Source organism: Luteimonas pelagia (genome assembly GCF_054776035.1).
In genome coordinates this window covers 231,105-245,993 of sequence record NZ_BAAHCG010000003.1, presented here as the reverse complement: position 1 = coordinate 245,993, position 14,889 = coordinate 231,105, and the positions used below count along the sequence as shown (strand labels likewise).

Annotated in this window: 17 protein-coding genes and 1 tRNA gene; 9 read left to right on the top strand and 9 right to left on the bottom strand. The window is 74.0% G+C overall.

Annotated features, from left to right (window positions below; genetic code table 11):
- Nucleotides 1-5 precede the first annotated feature (5 nt).
- The 4 genes from ACYU7H_RS10065 to ACYU7H_RS10050 all read right to left on the bottom strand — a co-directional run bounded on the left by ACYU7H_RS10065 (nucleotide 6) and on the right by ACYU7H_RS10050 (nucleotide 2,496).
- A complete protein-coding gene (locus ACYU7H_RS10065; protein ID WP_460814398.1) occupies nucleotides 6-680 on the bottom strand; it encodes a flagellar hook assembly protein FlgD in 675 nt (224 codons plus the stop codon).
- A gap of 1 nt (nucleotide 681) precedes the next feature.
- The gene (gene flgC, locus ACYU7H_RS10060; RefSeq protein ID WP_460814396.1) at nucleotides 682-1,089 is read right to left on the bottom strand and encodes a flagellar basal body rod protein FlgC; all 408 of its coding nucleotides are present in this window, start codon (nucleotides 1,087-1,089) and stop codon (nucleotides 682-684) included.
- Between the two features lie 11 nt (nucleotides 1,090-1,100).
- Nucleotides 1,101-1,496 carry a flagellar basal body rod protein FlgB gene (flgB, locus tag ACYU7H_RS10055; RefSeq protein ID WP_460814395.1) on the bottom strand — a complete coding sequence of 132 codons (396 nt, stop codon included), beginning with the start codon at nucleotides 1,494-1,496 and terminating at the stop codon, nucleotides 1,101-1,103.
- A 79-nt stretch (nucleotides 1,497-1,575) separates the two neighbouring features.
- Nucleotides 1,576-2,496: a chemotaxis protein gene (locus tag ACYU7H_RS10050; protein WP_460814393.1), complete on the bottom strand. Its 921-nt coding sequence runs from the start codon at nucleotides 2,494-2,496 to the stop codon at nucleotides 1,576-1,578.
- A gap of 91 nt (nucleotides 2,497-2,587) precedes the next feature.
- Here ACYU7H_RS10050 and flgA point away from each other — a divergent pair, with 91 nt between their 5' ends.
- The 4 genes from flgA to ACYU7H_RS10030 all read left to right on the top strand — a co-directional run bounded on the left by flgA (nucleotide 2,588) and on the right by ACYU7H_RS10030 (nucleotide 5,201).
- Entirely contained in the window at nucleotides 2,588-3,259 is a 672-nt protein-coding gene (gene flgA, locus ACYU7H_RS10045) for a flagellar basal body P-ring formation chaperone FlgA (RefSeq protein WP_460814392.1), read from the top strand.
- A gap of 82 nt (nucleotides 3,260-3,341) precedes the next feature.
- Nucleotides 3,342-3,650: a flagellar biosynthesis anti-sigma factor FlgM gene (gene flgM / locus ACYU7H_RS10040; RefSeq protein WP_460814390.1), complete on the top strand. Its 309-nt coding sequence runs from the start codon at nucleotides 3,342-3,344 to the stop codon at nucleotides 3,648-3,650.
- Between the two features lie 10 nt (nucleotides 3,651-3,660).
- Nucleotides 3,661-3,990 (top strand): flagellar protein FlgN, encoded by a 330-nt coding sequence (locus ACYU7H_RS10035; RefSeq protein WP_460814389.1) that lies wholly within the window; start codon nucleotides 3,661-3,663, stop codon nucleotides 3,988-3,990.
- Entirely contained in the window at nucleotides 3,987-5,201 is a 1,215-nt protein-coding gene (locus tag ACYU7H_RS10030) for an ATP-binding protein (RefSeq protein WP_460814387.1), read from the top strand. The genes ACYU7H_RS10035 and ACYU7H_RS10030 overlap by 4 nt, the downstream gene beginning before the upstream one ends.
- 1 nt (nucleotide 5,202) lies before the next feature.
- Here the strand turns inward: ACYU7H_RS10030 and ACYU7H_RS10025 are convergent, their stop codons facing one another.
- Nucleotides 5,203-6,930 carry an EAL domain-containing protein gene (locus ACYU7H_RS10025; protein WP_460814386.1) on the bottom strand — a complete coding sequence of 576 codons (1,728 nt, stop codon included), beginning with the start codon at nucleotides 6,928-6,930 and terminating at the stop codon, nucleotides 5,203-5,205.
- Nucleotides 6,931-7,011: 81 nt separating this feature from the next.
- On the opposite strand from ACYU7H_RS10025, the gene ACYU7H_RS10020 reads away from it, so the two are divergent.
- Nucleotides 7,012-7,087 (top strand) — tRNA-Ile (locus ACYU7H_RS10020).
- Here ACYU7H_RS10020 and ACYU7H_RS10015 read toward each other — a convergent pair.
- Nucleotides 7,088-7,336 carry a hypothetical protein gene (locus ACYU7H_RS10015; protein WP_460814384.1) on the bottom strand — a complete coding sequence of 83 codons (249 nt, stop codon included), beginning with the start codon at nucleotides 7,334-7,336 and terminating at the stop codon, nucleotides 7,088-7,090.
- A 182-nt stretch (nucleotides 7,337-7,518) separates the two neighbouring features.
- Here ACYU7H_RS10015 and ACYU7H_RS10010 point away from each other — a divergent pair, with 182 nt between their 5' ends.
- The 4 genes from ACYU7H_RS10010 to hemC all read left to right on the top strand — a co-directional run bounded on the left by ACYU7H_RS10010 (nucleotide 7,519) and on the right by hemC (nucleotide 11,082).
- Nucleotides 7,519-8,211 carry an alpha/beta hydrolase gene (locus tag ACYU7H_RS10010; protein WP_460814382.1) on the top strand — a complete coding sequence of 231 codons (693 nt, stop codon included), beginning with the start codon at nucleotides 7,519-7,521 and terminating at the stop codon, nucleotides 8,209-8,211.
- Nucleotides 8,212-8,213: 2 nt separating this feature from the next.
- Entirely contained in the window at nucleotides 8,214-9,299 is a 1,086-nt protein-coding gene (locus ACYU7H_RS10005; protein WP_460814381.1) for a histidine kinase, read from the top strand.
- Complete coding sequence (locus ACYU7H_RS10000) at nucleotides 9,296-10,015, top strand: LytR/AlgR family response regulator transcription factor (protein ID WP_460814379.1); 720 nt, start codon at nucleotides 9,296-9,298, stop codon at nucleotides 10,013-10,015. The genes ACYU7H_RS10005 and ACYU7H_RS10000 overlap by 4 nt, the downstream gene beginning before the upstream one ends.
- Nucleotides 10,016-10,164: 149 nt before the next feature.
- Complete coding sequence (gene hemC / locus ACYU7H_RS09995; protein ID WP_460814377.1) at nucleotides 10,165-11,082, top strand: hydroxymethylbilane synthase; 918 nt, start codon at nucleotides 10,165-10,167, stop codon at nucleotides 11,080-11,082.
- Here hemC and ACYU7H_RS09990 read toward each other — a convergent pair.
- The 3 genes from ACYU7H_RS09990 to ACYU7H_RS09980 form a co-directional block, all read right to left on the bottom strand.
- On the bottom strand, nucleotides 11,076-12,029 hold the full coding sequence (locus ACYU7H_RS09990) for a dimethyl sulfoxide reductase anchor subunit family protein (RefSeq protein ID WP_460814375.1): 954 nt from the start codon (nucleotides 12,027-12,029) through the stop codon (nucleotides 11,076-11,078). The two genes, hemC and ACYU7H_RS09990, sit on opposite strands and share 7 nt — an antisense overlap.
- Before the next feature lie 147 nt (nucleotides 12,030-12,176).
- Nucleotides 12,177-12,974, bottom strand: coding sequence for a 4Fe-4S dicluster domain-containing protein (locus ACYU7H_RS09985; RefSeq protein WP_460814373.1), 798 nt, complete (start codon nucleotides 12,972-12,974; stop codon nucleotides 12,177-12,179).
- A gap of 10 nt (nucleotides 12,975-12,984) precedes the next feature.
- Nucleotides 12,985-14,889: an SLC13 family permease gene (locus ACYU7H_RS09980; RefSeq protein ID WP_460814371.1), complete on the bottom strand. Its 1,905-nt coding sequence runs from the start codon at nucleotides 14,887-14,889 to the stop codon at nucleotides 12,985-12,987.

The following is a 14,889-nucleotide window of genomic DNA, read 5'->3' as shown; positions in this document are numbered from 1 at the left end:
TGGCGTCAGCCGATGCGGCGGACCGCCGACAGCGGCACGCTGCCCAGGCCCGCGAGGTTGAGGACGAGGCCGGTGGCCTCGATCGAGACGCTGTCCACGCGCGCGGCGACGCGCACGTCGAGCGCCTGTGCGTTGCTGCCGGTGCCGCTGGCCGCGCGCAGCGCGTAGTGGCCCGAGGGCGCGGTCGCGCCGGCGTCGTCCAGGCCGTCCCACGCGAAGGGCACGGGGCCGGCCGCCGGGGCCTCGACGGTCATCCGGCGCACGACCGCGCCGCTGGCGTCGACGACCTCGACCTGGATCGGCCCGGCATGCGCGGCGGTGATCTCGCCGCGCACGCCGCTGCCGGCGGCGACGTCGAGGCCGCCCGCGTCCACCAGTGCCTCGTGGCCGACGAGCGCCGCCGCGCGCAGTGCCTGGTCCGACTCCATGACGCCGGCCATCAGGTTCATCGCGCCCTGCATCTGCTCGATGCCCTGCACGGTGGAGAACTGGGCGAGCTGGCCGAGGAACTGGGTGTTGTCCAGCGGCTTGAGCGGGTCCTGGTTCTTGAGCTGCTCGGTCATCAGGTGCAGGAAGTCGGCCTGCCCGAGCCCCGTCTTCCGCGCGGGCGCCTCGACGCCCAGGCCCGTGCCGCCCCAGGGATTCGCGCCGGTGCTGCCGGTGGTCGCGCCGATGCCCATGTCACTTGCCCATGCCGAGGGTGGCCACCGCGAGTTCGCGCGCGGTGTTGAAGACCTCGACGCTGGCCTGGTAGCTGCGCGAGGCGGAGATCATGTCGACCATCTGTTCGACCGGGTCGACGTCGGGCGCGTACACGTAGCCCTGGCCGTCGGCGAGCGGATGGCCCGGCTCGTAGCGGCGGAGCGGGGCCGCGTCGCTCTCCAGCACCGCGGTCACGCGCACGCCGGCCAGCGAGGGGTCGCCGGCCACCGCCTCGGCCGTGAACACCGGCTGGCGGGCGCGGTACGCCTCTTCGGGCGACCCGGCCACGCTCTCGGCGTTGGCCAGGTTGCTGGCGACGGTGTTCAGTCGCATCGACTGCGCGCCCATGGCGCTGCCGGCGACGTCGAAGATGGGCAGGTTGCTCATGCGGGCGGCGCCTACTGGCCGGTGATCGCGGTCAGCATCGACCGGACCTTGGATTCGACGAACGAGAGCGAGGCGCGGTATTCCAGCGCCGCGCGGGCGAACGCCGCCTTTTCCCGCTCGCCCTCGACGGTGTTGCCGTCGGCACTGGGCTGCAGCGGGACGCGTTCGTAGGTCGCGGCCCGGAGCGCGCCGGTGACCGCGTCGCCGCCGGCGGCGCCCGCGGCCGGCTGCATCGCCGCGGCCAGCGCCGCGTTGAAGTCCAGGTCGCGCGCCTTGAAGCCCGGCGTGTCGGCATTGGCGAGGTTGGAGGCGAGCAGCTGCATCCGCTGCTCGCGCAGCGCCAGTGCGGTGCCGTGGATCCCGAGGAAGGCCCCGTCGTGGAGCCCGTTGCTGGTCAGGCCGGCCATCGCCGCCTCCGTGGAAAAACGTCCACGGGGGCCTAGGCAAGCGGCGTGCCACGGCCGCCGCGGGGCCGCGCCCCGGCCGCTACGCCAGCGCCGCCACCCGGGCCGCGATCCGTTCCGCCAGCTCGTGCTCGGAGTACTTGGGCACGAAGTCGTCCGCGCCCACGCGCTCGACCATCGCCTGGTTGAACACGCCCGACAGCGAGGTGTGCAGCAGCACGAACAGGCCCTCCAGGCCCGGCGTGCGCCGGATTTCCGTCGTCAGCGTATAGCCGTCCATCGAGGGCATCTCGATGTCGGAGATCACCATCGCGTAGCGGCGCCGGGGGTCGTGGCCTGCCGCGAGCAGCTGGCGCAGGTGGTCGAGCGCCTGGCGGCCGTCGGAGAGCAGGGTCGCCTCCAGGCCCAGCTGGTCGAGCACGCCGCGGATCTGGTTGCGGGCCACGCGCGAGTCGTCCACCACCAGCACGCCGCGCGGCGCGGCGTCGGGCACCGCGACCGGCGCGATCGGCGCCTCGTCGCGCTGCCGTGGGGCGGACTCGGCCAGCACGCTCTCCACGTCGATCAGCTGGATCAGCTCGCCCTGGTGGCGGGTCATGCCGGTGAGGTAGTTGCCTTCCGCGCCGAACTCGGGGGGCGCCTGGATGTCCTCGACCGCGATGTTGACGATCCGCTCCACGCCCGCCACCAGGAAGCCCTGGACGGTGCGGTTGAACTCGGTCACCACCAGGTAGCGCGGCTCGCCGCCGCCGTGGTCGTGGCCGATCGCGCGGGCCAGGTCCAGCACCGGCACGGTGCGACCGCGCACGTCGGCGGCGCCGGCGAAGGCGCGCGGCAGCTGCGGCAGGCGGAACAGCGGCGGCCGGGGCAGCACTTCCTGCACCTTGAACACGTTCACGCCAAAAAGCTGACGCGTCCCCAGGCGGAACAGCAGCAGCGCCAGCCGGTTGTGGCCGGCCAGGCGGATGCGCTGGTCGATGCGGTCGAGGAGGTCGCGGCTCATGGCCGGGTTGTCGGCGCGGCGGCGGGAAGCTTGAGCGCCGCCGGCGGCACGGGGTTTGCACGGCCGGGGCGAACCGAATGGAACCGGACCCGTGAAGCCGTCGATCCGCCCCTGCCCCCCGGCCTGCCTGCTTGCGCTGCTCCTCGCCGTGGCGCCCGCGGCGGGCGGGGCGTGGCAGCCCGCCGCCGACATCCGCGCGGCCGCCATCGCCGCGCTGGGGGCCGATCCGGCGCAGGCGGAGGCGAGCGTGTCGCCGGCACTGCGGCTCGCGGCCTGCGGCGCGCCGCTGGAGGCGGTGGCTACCAGTGCGCGCACCGCGCAGGTCCGCTGCCCGGACGATCCGGGCTGGAAGGTCTACGTGCCGGTGGACGTGCGTCGCGAGGCCGCGGTCGTGGTGCTGCGCGAGCCCGTGCGCGCGGGCGAACCCATCGATCCGGCGCAGCTGGTGGTCCAGCACCGCGCGCTCGGGCCCGGCGAGTCGATGCCGGTCGCCGACCCCGCCGCGGTAGCCGGGCTCAGCCCGGCGCGGGCGATGGCCGCCGGCACGCCGCTGATGGCGGGCGACCTGGTCGACGGTCCCGTCCTGCGCCGGGGCGACCCGGTGGTGCTGGTCACCCGGGTGGGCGGGGTCGAGGTGCGCGTCGGCGGCCGCGCCCTCGGTGCGCCGGGGCCGGGGGGCCTGGTACGGGCCGAGAACGTGGAATCGCGCCGGATCGTGCGGGGGCGGGTCGCCGGGCCGGGGATCGTGGAGGTCCTGCAGTAGCGCCGCGCGGCCAGCGGGGGGCGCTGCTAAAGTCGCGGCCCGCCCGGCCGATACCGGCTTCGACCGGACCCGAGGACCCGCCATGACCCACAAGATCGACAGCGGCGCACCGCCGCCGCGACCGCTGGACACCGTCGCCGCGACCGGCGCGCAGCGCGCCGGCGCCGCGCGCGGACAGCCGGTGGCCGCCACGCCGCCCGCCGACACCCTGCGCCTGACCGGCGAGGCCGCGGGCCTGCAGGCGATCGAGCGCCGGCTCGCCGGCCCGGCGGGCATCGACCTCGCGCGGGTGCACGCGATCCGTTCGGCGATCGCCGACGGCAGCTACCGCGTCGATCCGCAGGCGATCGCCGGGCGCCTGCAGGCGCTCGAGAAGGACCTCGGCGGCTGAGGCCCGCGCCATGGCGGACGCCCTGACCGCACTCGAACAGGCGCTGGAGGCCGAACGGCGCGCGCTGCTCGACCATGACGTCGAGGCGCTGCTGCGCTCGACCGAGCGCAAGGTCGCCGCGGTCCGCGTGCTCCAGGGCATGCCGCCCGCGCAGCTGCCGGCCGAGCGCGTGGGCGCGCTGTCCGAATTCAACCAGGCCAACCACGTGCTGCTGGCCCGTCGGCGCCGCGAGGTGTCGTGGACCCTGCGCCACCTCGGGCGCATGGACGCCACGGGCGTTTACGATGCTTCCGGACAGTCCGGCGCCCGCCCGCAGGCGCGCTGTCTGGGAGCGGCATGAACCAGGCGACGTCCGAGGCCACCACCCCGACCCGCTGGAGCAACGACCTGCTCCGGGCGCTGTCGCTGCTCGACCATCCGGTCGTCCTGCTCGACGACACGCACCGCGCCGCGCACGCCAACGACGCCGCCCGGGCCCTGGCCGAGCGCGCGGGCGGCATCGGCGTGGACGGCCTGTGCGCGCTGGTGCCCCCCGAGGCGTGGGCGACCGCGGCGCGCGAAGGCAAGTGGACCGGCGGCAGCCACGACGCCGACGGGGGCCCGCTGCTGGAGATCGAGCTCTATCCCGCCGCCCACGCGGGCCTGCCGCACGACCTGCTGCTGCTGCACGACGTGAGCGCGCGCGCCGGGCGCGAGCGCGAGCTCCGGCGCCGCAACCAGGAACTCGAGGACGCGTACCGGCACCTGGCCAGCACGCAGGAGCAACTGCTGCAGTCGGAGAAGATGGCCTCGATCGGCCAGCTCGCCGCCGGCATCGCGCACGAGATCAACAACCCCATCGGCTACGTGCACTCCAACCTCGGCACGCTGCGCGACTACGCCGCGGCGCTGGCCGCGCTGATCGACGCCTACGCGACCGAGCTGCAGGCCGACGGCGCCGAGCGTCCCGCGCTCGACCAGCTGCGCGGACGGCTGGACATCGACTTCATCCTCGGCGACCTGCCGAACCTGCTGGACGAATCACGAGAGGGCATCGAGCGCGTCACCCGCATCGTGCAGGACCTCAAGGAGTTCTCGCACGTCGGCCGCGACGAACGGCCCCGCCGCGTGGACCTGCACCGCGGACTGGACTCGACGATCAACATCGTCTGGAACGACCTCAAGTACAAGGTGCGACTCGAGAAGCACTACGGCACGCTTCCGCCGGTCGAATGCCACCCGTCGGAGATCAACCAGGTCTTCATGAACCTGCTGATCAACGCCGGCCAGGCGATCGACGACCGCGGCACGATCACGATCACGACGGGCGTGGATGGGGCCTGCGCCTGGGTGGCGATCGCCGACAGCGGCTGCGGCATGCCGGAGGACGTCGTCCAGCGCATCTTCGAGCCGTTCTACACGACCAAGCCGGTCGGCCGGGGCACCGGGCTGGGACTGGCGATTTCCTATCGCATCGTCGCCAAGCACGGCGGCCGCATCGAGGTGCAGAGCCGGCCGGGCGCGGGCAGCACCTTCCGCGTGCTGCTGCCCGTCGCGCAGGGCGCGGACTGAGTCAGTAGTCCGCTTCGCCCGCGGCCCGGCGCTCGTGCGCGCGGAACGCGGCGCGGATGTGCTCGCGCAACTCGTCGTCGTCCCACGGCTTGGTCAGGAACCGGTAGATCGCGCCGCGGTTGATCGCCTCCGTGATCGTCGCCAGGTCCGTGTAGCCGGACAGCACCATGCGGATCGTGTCGGGGTACAGGTCGCGGACGCGGGTGAGGAACTCGGTGCCGCTCATGTCGCCCATCCGCTGGTCCGACACGATCACCTGGACGTTCTGGCTGGCCAGCAGGTGGAAGGCCTCGCGCACGCTGTTCGCGGTCAGGACCTGGTAGCCGTCGCGGCGGAACAGCCGGACGAGGGACCGCAGCACGTTCTCCTCGTCGTCGAGCAGCAGCAGCGTGCGCTCCGGGCTGGTGGCGGCGAAGGCCTGCGGCAGCAGGAAGCGGCGCTCGATCAGCGGCGACAGTTCGTCCGCCGGCAGCGGCGCGGAGAACAGGTAGCCCTGGAACAGGTCGCAGTGGTTGCGGCGCAGGAAGCCGAGTTCCGCCTCGGTCTCCACGCCGCGCGCGACCAGCTTCATGCCGAGCCGGTGGCCCATCGCGATGATGCCGCGCACGATCGCCGCGTTGCGCGGGTCGCTGGCCACGTTGCGGATGAAGCGGCGGTCGATCTTCAGGCGGTCGATCGGGTACTGGATCAGCGCGGCGAAGCTGGAGCCGCCGAGGCCGAAGTCGCGCACCGTGAGCGTCCCGCCCAGCGCGCGCAGGGCCGCGAGCGTCTCCTGCACGGGGCGCGCGTCCAGCGCGAGCATGTGCTCGGACACCTCGAACACGAAGCCGCGGCCCGGCACGCCGTGGCGCCGCAGCACGTCGGCCATGCGCGTGGCGCAGTCGGGGGCGGCCAGCATCGCGCCGGCCAGGTGCACGGACACGGCGATGTCGTCCAGCCCCGCTTCGCGCCACCGCGCCAGCTGCGCGGCGGCCGCGTCGACCACCCACCAGCCCAGCCGCGCGGCCAGGCCGACGCGTTCCACCGAGTCCATGAACGCGTTGGGGCGCAACATGGCGTTCTGTCCGGTGTGCCAGCGCAGCAGCGCGCTGAACCCCGTGATCGCGCCGTCGTGCGCGCTGACCTGTGGCTGGAACACGAGCCGGAATTCGTCGTGTTCAAGAGCCTGCACCACCCGCTCGCCGATCTCGTGCGCGGCGGCGCGTCCCTGGGGTTCGGCGCCGTACTGCGCGACGCCGTCCAGGCCCGCGCCCTTGATCCGGCGCAGGGCGTGCTCGGCCTTGGCCAGCAGGCTGGCCGCGTCCGGCGCGTGGTCGGGGAACACTGCCACGCCGATCGAGAGCGTGAGCGGCAGCGTGTAGGGCGGGACGGCCAGCGGCGCCTCGAAGGCGTCGCGCAGGCGCTCGGCCAGCGCGGCACCGTCGGGCTCGCCCGGCCCGTACGCGAACCCGGCGATGAACTCGTCGCTGCCCAGCCGCCACACCCAGCCGTGCTCCGGCATCGCGTTGCGCAGGCGCTGCGCGGCCGCGGCCAGCGCCTGGTCGCCGACTTCCTCGCCCATGTTGGCGTTGATCGTGCCGAACATGTCCAGGTCGACGTGCAGCAGCGCGAAGCGCCGCCGCGTCGCGTCCGCCTGCGCCAGCGCCGCGACCAGGCCGGGCTCGCCCGCGCCGGCGCGGTGCAGCCCGCTCAGTGGATCGGCGGCGACGGGGAAGGGGTCGAGTGGCATCCGCACAGCGTACCGGTTCGGTCGCGCGCGGGCGCCGCCGCCGCGCCGCGGCGGCCGCGCGCCGCTACCATGGCCGCCGCGGGGCCCATAGCTCAATGGTCAGAGCAGAGGACTCATAATCCTTCGGTTCCAGGTTCGAGTCCTGGTGGGCCCACCATCACGCCGCCCGGCTGCAGGCCTCGATCGCCGGCGGGGTGACGTCGCCCGCGGCGAGCAACGCGAAGCCGTCGATGTCCAGGTCGGCGCGAAGGCCGTGCAGGGCCGCCGGCGCGACGCAACCGGGTTCCGCGGTCCAGCCGAAGCGCGGCCAGCCGAGCGCTTCGGCGACCGCCGGCGGCAGCGACGCGTTCGCGGGCAGGGCGAGCCAGGCCTCGGCCTCGCCGACGACGTAGAAGTCAAGGTGCATGGGGTTCCTTCGCTCGGATCCGCGGCGTCCGGCGCCGCGGCGGCGCGCATGATGCGCAGCGCGATGCGTCCGTCCGGTGAAGGCGCCATTGCGCGCGCATGACCGCGCGGGGGTGGCCGCATGCGTGGTCGCCAGCGGTGCCGGCCGGTTGACCGCGATGCCGTGGGCCGCACAATGCGGAAATGGACAGCCCCGCCCTGCTCGACGCCGTCGAACGCACCACCGGCGATGCCCCGCGCTGGAGCATCGTCTGGCTCCACGGCCTCGGCGCCGACGGCCACGACTTCGCCCCGATCGTCCCCGAACTGCTGCGCCCCGGCTGGCCGGCGCTGCGCTTCGTGTTCCCGCATGCCCCGGTGCGGCCGGTGACGATCAACAACGGCATGCGCATGCGGGCGTGGTACGACATCGTGGAATTCAGCTTCGAAGGCACCGCGGGCGACCGCGCGGACGCCGAAGGGGTCGAAGCGTCCGTGGCGCAGGTGGAAGCGTTGCTGGCACGCGAGGCCGAGCGGGGCATCCCGCCGGAGCGCACGATCCTCGCCGGCTTCTCGCAGGGCGGCGCGATCGCGCTGGCCGCCGCGCTGCGCCGGAAGACGCCGCTCGCGGGCATCGTCGCGCTGTCGACCTACCTGCCGCAGGCGCGGCGCGCGCGGGAACTGCTCGCGCCCGGCGCGGCGCGCCCGCCGGTGTTCATGGCCCACGGCACCCAGGATCCGGTCGTGCCGTTCCAGGCGGGCGAACGCAGCGCGGCCCTGCTCGGCGAACTGGGCTTCCCGGTCGAATGGCACGCCTATCCGATGGCGCACCAGGTCTGCGCGCCGCAGGTCGCCGACCTGTCGGACTGGCTGTCGCGCCGCTGGCGGGCCGACTGAGCATGCGGCGCCGGACGCAGGCGGCGCCGGCCTTCCCGGACCTGTGCCGGCTCCCGCGGATCGCCCTGGTGCTGGGCGTGTCGGAACTGGTGGTCGCGGTGGTGGCCCTGGCGCCGGGCGGCGCGGACTGGTCGCCCGGCCGGTTCGTCTCGGCGAGCGTGTTCGCGCTGTGGGTCGGGCTGACGGTCGCCGTGCTCCTGTGCGTGGCGCGCGGCCGGCTGGCGCGGCTGCCGCGCGCGGGCGGCGTACTCGCCGCGGTGGCGGGGGCCGCGGCGGTCGCCGCGCTCGGCGCGGTGCTGGTGCGCGCGGTCGACGCGAACCTCGGCCTGGGCCTGGCGCCCGCCGACGCGGGCACGCTGCGGTTCGCCCTGGGCACGGCCGCCATCACCGCGCTGATCACCGCGGTGCTGCTGCGCTACCTGCAGGCGATCGACGGCTGGCAGGCGCAGGTGCGCGCCAGCGCGCGCGCCGAGGCCGACGCGCTGCAGGCGCGCATCCGTCCGCATTTCCTCTTCAACAGCATGAACACCATCGCCAGCCTGGTCCGCCGCGACGCGGAACTGGCCGAGCGCGCGGTGCTCGACCTGTCGGACCTGTTCCGCGCCGCGCTCGGGGCCGGCGAGGGCAGTTCGACGCTGCGCGACGAGGTCGCGCTGGCCGAGCGCTACCTGGCCATCGAGGCCCTGCGGCTGGGGCCCCGCCTGCAGGTGGCGTGGACGCGCCAGGAACCGCTGCCCTGGGACATGCCGCTGCCGCCGCTGGTGCTGCAGCCGCTGCTGGAGAACGCGGTCCTGCATGGCGTGTCGCGCCTTCCCGCCGGCGGAACGATCGAGGTGTCGCTCCGCGCCGACGCCGACTGGCTCCACGTGGAGGTCGCCAACCCGGCGCCGCCGCCGGCGGATGCCGGCGATGGCGAAGGCGCGCGCCACGCGCGGCGCAGCATCGGCCACCGGCTCGGCTTCGCCTTCGGCGACGGCACCCGGATGACGGGCGGGTGGGACGATGGCTACTATCGGACCGGGTTCCGGGTCCCGCTCGCCCGCGCGCGGCGCACCTGGCCGGCCACGGACGAAGGGGACGCGCCGTGAACACGATCATCGTCGACGACGAAGCCCTGGCGCGCGACCGGCTGCGCACCCTGCTGTCCGCCCACGCGGACGTCACCGTGGTCGCCGAGGCCGGGGACGGCCTGCAGGCGCTGGAGGCGGTGGCCGAACACCACCCCGACCTCGTGCTGCTGGACATCGCGATGCCCGGGATCGACGGCCTGGAGGTCGCCCGCCACCTGGCTGCCTTCGAGCCCCGCCCGGCGATCGTGTTCTGCACCGCCTACGACGCGCATGCGCTGTCCGCGTTCGACGCGCAGGCGATCGACTACCTGGTCAAACCGGTGCGCGCCGAGCGCCTTGCGGACGCGCTCGAGCGCGTGCGCGCCTTCACCGCCGGGCGCGGCACCGCGGCCGCCTCGGGCAGGCGCGCGCACCTGTGCGCGCGGCTGCGCGGCACGCTGCGGCTGATCCCGCTCGACGAGGTCCGCTACCTGCAGGCCGAGGAGAAGTACGTGGTCGTGCACCACGCGCGGGGCGAGGACCTGATCGAGGAATCGCTCAAGTCGCTGGAGGAGGAGTTCGGCGACCGGTTCGTGCGCATCCACCGCAACTGCCTGGTGGCGCGCCACGAGCTGGCCGAGCTCAAGCGCGCGCCCGACGGCCACGTGCAGGCGGTCCTGCGGCACGGCGACCACCCGCTGGAAGTGAGCCGCCGCTGCGTGGCCGGGCTGCGCGAGACGCTCAAGCACCTCTAGCAAGCCGCCCACGCAACCCTGTCGTCCCGAGCGCAGCGAGGGACCTGCTTCTGCTGTTCCTGCTTCGGATGGCGAAAAGCTGGTCCCTCGCTCCGCTCGGGACGACGGCGGTCATGGGCCGGCCGTCGCGTCCGGGCGATAATGCGCGCATGCCGACGCTCCGCATCGCCACCCGCAAGAGCCCGCTCGCCCTCTGGCAGAGCGAGCACGTCGCCGACCGCCTGCGCGCCGCGCACCCCGGCATCGAGGTCGCGCTGGTGCCGCTGTCGACGAAGGGCGACGAGGTGCTGGACCGCTCGTTGGCGGCGATCGGCGGCAAGGGCCTGTTCCTGAAGGAGCTCGAGGTCGCGATGCTGCGCGGCGAGGCCGATTGCGCGGTGCATTCGCTCAAGGACGTGCCGATGGACCTGGAGCCGGGTTTCGCGCTGCCGGCGGTGCTGGCGCGCGCGGACCATGCCGATGCGTTCGTGAGCAACCGCTTCGCGGGCATCGACGCGCTGCCCGCGGGCGCGCGCGTCGGCACGTCGTCGCTGCGTCGCCAGGCGCAACTGCGTGCGCGCCGGCCGGACCTGGCGTTGTCGGACCTTCGCGGCAACGTGAACACCCGGCTCGCGCGGCTGGACGACGGCCAGTACGACGCGATCGTGCTGGCCTGCGCGGGGCTGCAGCGCCTCGGCTTCGACGCGCGCATCCGCGCCCGGCTCGACGCGCCCGACTGGCTGCCCGCGCCGGCGCAGGGGGCGATCGCCATCGAGTGCCGCGACGACGACGGCGCCACGCAGGCGCTGTGCGCGGCGCTCGACGACGGCGACACCCGCCTGCGCGTCCGCGCGGAGCGGGCGATGAACCGTGCGCTGCACGGCAGCTGCCACGTCCCCGTGGCCGCGTTCGCGGTCCTGGAGGGCACGCGGCTGCGGCTCGCGGGCATGGTGGGCGATGCGGCGTCCGGGGACCTGGTCCGCGCCGATGCCGCGGGCGAGGCCAGCCAAGCGGAGGCGCTCGGCGCGCGCGTCGCGCGCGCGCTGCTGGAGGGCGGCGCCGGCGCGTTCCTGCCGCCGCGTCAGTAGTACAGCGTCACCAGGTGGCGCGCCTGGGCGAAGAAGAGCCAGCGCTCGAGCAGCGCGCCGGCGAGAGACGACAGCGCCGCGAGCACGCACCAGGGCCAGGGCGTCCAGCCCCACTGCCACGCCGGCAGCAGCAACACGATCGGCAGGACCGCGAGGAACGCCAGCGACAGCGTGCGCAGGCGCTGCGCGTGCGCGCGGGCGACCACGAAGGCCATCTCGCGCGTGACGTAGCTGGCCTCGGTCGACGGACGCTCGAACACGGTGGCGTCGCGGCCGGGCAGGCCGAGCGCGTCGCCGCGCGTCGCCGGCAGCGGCGTGGCGTCGATCTCGCGCCAGTAGCGGAGTTTCAGCGCGCCGAGCAGGGCGGACAGGCCCATCGCCGCGGGCGCCGCCGCGGTCGCGAGGTCCGGGCGCACGGGCGCGGCGATCGCGAGCAGCAGCAGGCCCCCGGTCGCCAGCGCCGCGAGCAGGTAGACCGGCACCACCAGCCCGTGCCGCCACGCCGGGATCGGCTTGAGCGAGGCGTAGATCATCGCGGTGCAGCCGACCGTCACCAGCGCCATCGCGATGCTGGCGACCGCCGCGACGCCGCCGCCGGGACCCAGCGCGGGCACCGTGCCCGCGGCATCGGCGGCCAGCATCCCGGGCAGCAGCGCGAGGTCGAGCGCGACCGCCGGCACGTAGGTCGCGGTGGCCGCCACGCCCTCGCGCGACAGCCACGAGGTGCGCCACTGGCTGAAGGCGCGCCAGGCGCGGCCCGGCTTGCCCAGGTGCGCCAGCGAGCTCAGCAGGCCGATCGTCACCAGCACGAGCGCGAGCGCGACCGACACGAGCAGCGGCCGCGTCGGCAGCGCGCCAGTGAGCGCAGCGAGGGCGGCCCAGGCCAGCAGGCCGTAGCCCGCGCCCGAGAGCGTGGTGAAGACGATGACCGAGAAGGCAGGGTGCATGGCGGTTCCGGATCTAGCTGTCGTCCCGAGCGCAGCGAGGGACCTGCTTCTGCTTTCCATGCTTCCGTTAGGGAAAAGCAGGTCCCTCGCTGCGCTCGGGACGACAGGTGGCGTGTCGGCGAGGGTTCGTATCAGCGAGGGTTCGCGTCAGCGTGAGAGGGCGCGGTCGAGCCAGCGCAGGACGGGGGGCAGCGATGCGCGGTCGATCGGGGCGTCGGCGGGCTCGCGCGGCGCGGTCGTGGGCAGCGGCGCCGCGGGCGCACCCGCCGTGTCGCCCGCGCGCCGGGGCCGCGGCGGCAGGTAGCGGTTGACCGGGCCGTAGCCCAGTTCCGGCATCAGCTTCACGCCACCGCGTTCGGCCACCAGCTTGGACACGGCCGATTCCGGGTCGCCCAGGTCGCCGAAGTGGCGTGCGCGGGTGGGGCAGGCCTGCACGCAGGCCGGCTGTCGCTCGGATTCCGGCAGGTGCCGGTTGTCGATGCGGTCGACGCACAGGGTGCACTTCTTCATCACGCCCTCGACCGCGCTGTACTCGCGCGCGCCGTACGGGCAGGCCCAGCTGCACAGCTTGCAGCCGATGCACTTGTCCTCGTCGACCAGCACGATGCCGTCCTCGGCGCGCTTGTAGCTCGCGCCGGTGGGGCACACGGTCACGCAGGCCGGCGTCTCGCAGTGCAGGCACGAGCGCGGGAAGTGCAGCGTCATCGCCGGCTGCGCGGGCGCTTCGCTGCTGGCCGGCGTCGCGGCCAGTTCGTAGCTGTGCACGCGGTTGAACCACACGCCACTGGGCGCCTTGCCGTAGGGCTGCTCGTCGGTGAGCGGCCCGGCGATGCCGCCGGCGTTCCATTCCTTGCAGCTCACCGCGCAGGCGTGGCAGCCGACGCAGGTGTCCAGGTCGATCACCAGGCCGAGCTTCTTCTTCGACGGGGGCGGCAGGTCGGTCACGGCGGTCGCGTCAGAACGGGAAGTAGCGGGGGATCAGCAGCGTGGCCATCGCCCAGAAGATCAGGTTGAGCGGCACGCCGATGCGCGTGAAGTCGGTGAACCGGTAGCCGCCGGCGGCGTACACCATCGCATTGGTCTGGTAGCCGACGGGCGTGGCGAAGCTGGTGGAGGCCGCGAACGCCACCGCGACCAGGAACGGCTTGGCGTCCACGCCCAGCGACTCCGCCGCGGCGATGGCCACCGGCACCACCAGCACCGCGGCCGCATTGTTGCTCATCACCTCGGTGAGCACCGCGGTCAGCAGGTAGATGACGGACAGGGTGACCACCGGGCCGAACTGGGAGAACAGGCCGATGGCGTTCTGCGCCATCCAGTCCGCGCCGCCGCTGCGCTCCAGCGCGATGCCCAGCGGCAGCACGCCGGCCAGCAGCATGACCACGCGCCAGTCGACCGCCTCGTAGGCCTCCTCGGGATCCAGGCAGCGCAGCACGACCAGCGCGATGCAGCCGAGGATGGCCGCCGCCACGATCGGCATCCAGCCGCTCGCGGCGGCCAGGATCACCGAGGCCAGCACGCCGGCCGAGACCAGCGCGCGGCGCACGTCGACCCGCTGCTGCGCGCGCTCGCCCAGCACGACCAGCCCGGGGAGCTTGCGCAGCGAGGCCAGCATCTCCTCGGAGGCGTCGACCATCAGGATGTCGCCGATCGACAGCTCGACCTTGTCCACCGGCCCGCGCAACGGGGCGCGCTGCCGGTGCAGCCCGCGCACCCGCACGCCATGGGTATGGGCGAACCGCACCTCGGCGATCGTGTGGCCGATCAGCGGCGAACCCGGGGCGACCATCACCTCGGCGTGCAGGCGCTCGTCCTCGCCATCGGATTCCAGGTCGGCCGCGACATGGTCGTAGTCGAGGCGGTGGCGCTTGCGCAGCGAGTCGATCTGGTGCCATTCGCCGCGCAGCAGCAGCCGGTCGCCGGTGCGCAGTGGCGTGACCGAGGCGGGCGTGGTCTTGCCGCCCTTGCGGATAACGTCGACCAGCTCGAGCGGCTCCGGGGTGGCCGGCTCGCGGGCGAGGAACGGGAAATGGCGCGGCGCAGGCGACCTTGCCGCCGCCTCGCCGGCGTCGCCGGCGTCGCCGGTGTCGCCGGTGTCGCGCTGCGTCCCCGCCGTCGACGGCTCCCCGGCGCCCGTCTTCGAAGCGGGTGGCCGGAGCAGTTGCCCGGCCGGCTCGCCGAGGGCGGGCGACTTCTCCGGGACGACGAGTTCGACGAGGTACCTGCCCCCATGCCCGTCCTGGTCGATCTCGGCCATGCCGAGGTCCGGCAGCAGGAAGCGCCGCGCGAGCATCAGGTACACGAGGCCCACGCCCACGAAAAGGATGCCCAGCGGCGCGAACTCGAACAGGCCGAAGCCCTCGCGGCCGGACTGGATCGCCAGCGAATGCACCAGCAGGTTGGTCGAGGTGCCGATCAGCGTGCACACCCCGCCGAACTGCGCGGCGAACGACAGCGGGATCAGGTACTTCGAGGCCGGCTGGCGATTGGCCGCGGTCGCGGCCATCACCAGCGGGATGAACACGGCCACCGCCGCCGTGTTGTTGATGAAGCCCGACAGGCCCGCGGACAGGCCCATCATCACCAGCGCGAACAGCCAGGGAGAGCGGATCCGCGCCATCATCTCGGCGACGCCCTGCAGCGCGCCGCTGCGCTGCAGGCCGGCGCTGAGCACGAACATGGCCGCGACGGTGATGGTGGCCTGGCTGGAGAAGCCGGACAGCGCCTCGCCCGGCGTCACCAGGCCGAGCACCAGCACGCTCGCCAGCACCAGCAGCGCGACCACGTCGACCGGCAGCTTCTCGGTGACGAACAGGTACACCGCGCCCGCCAGCACGGCCAGCGTCAGCCACAGGTCCAT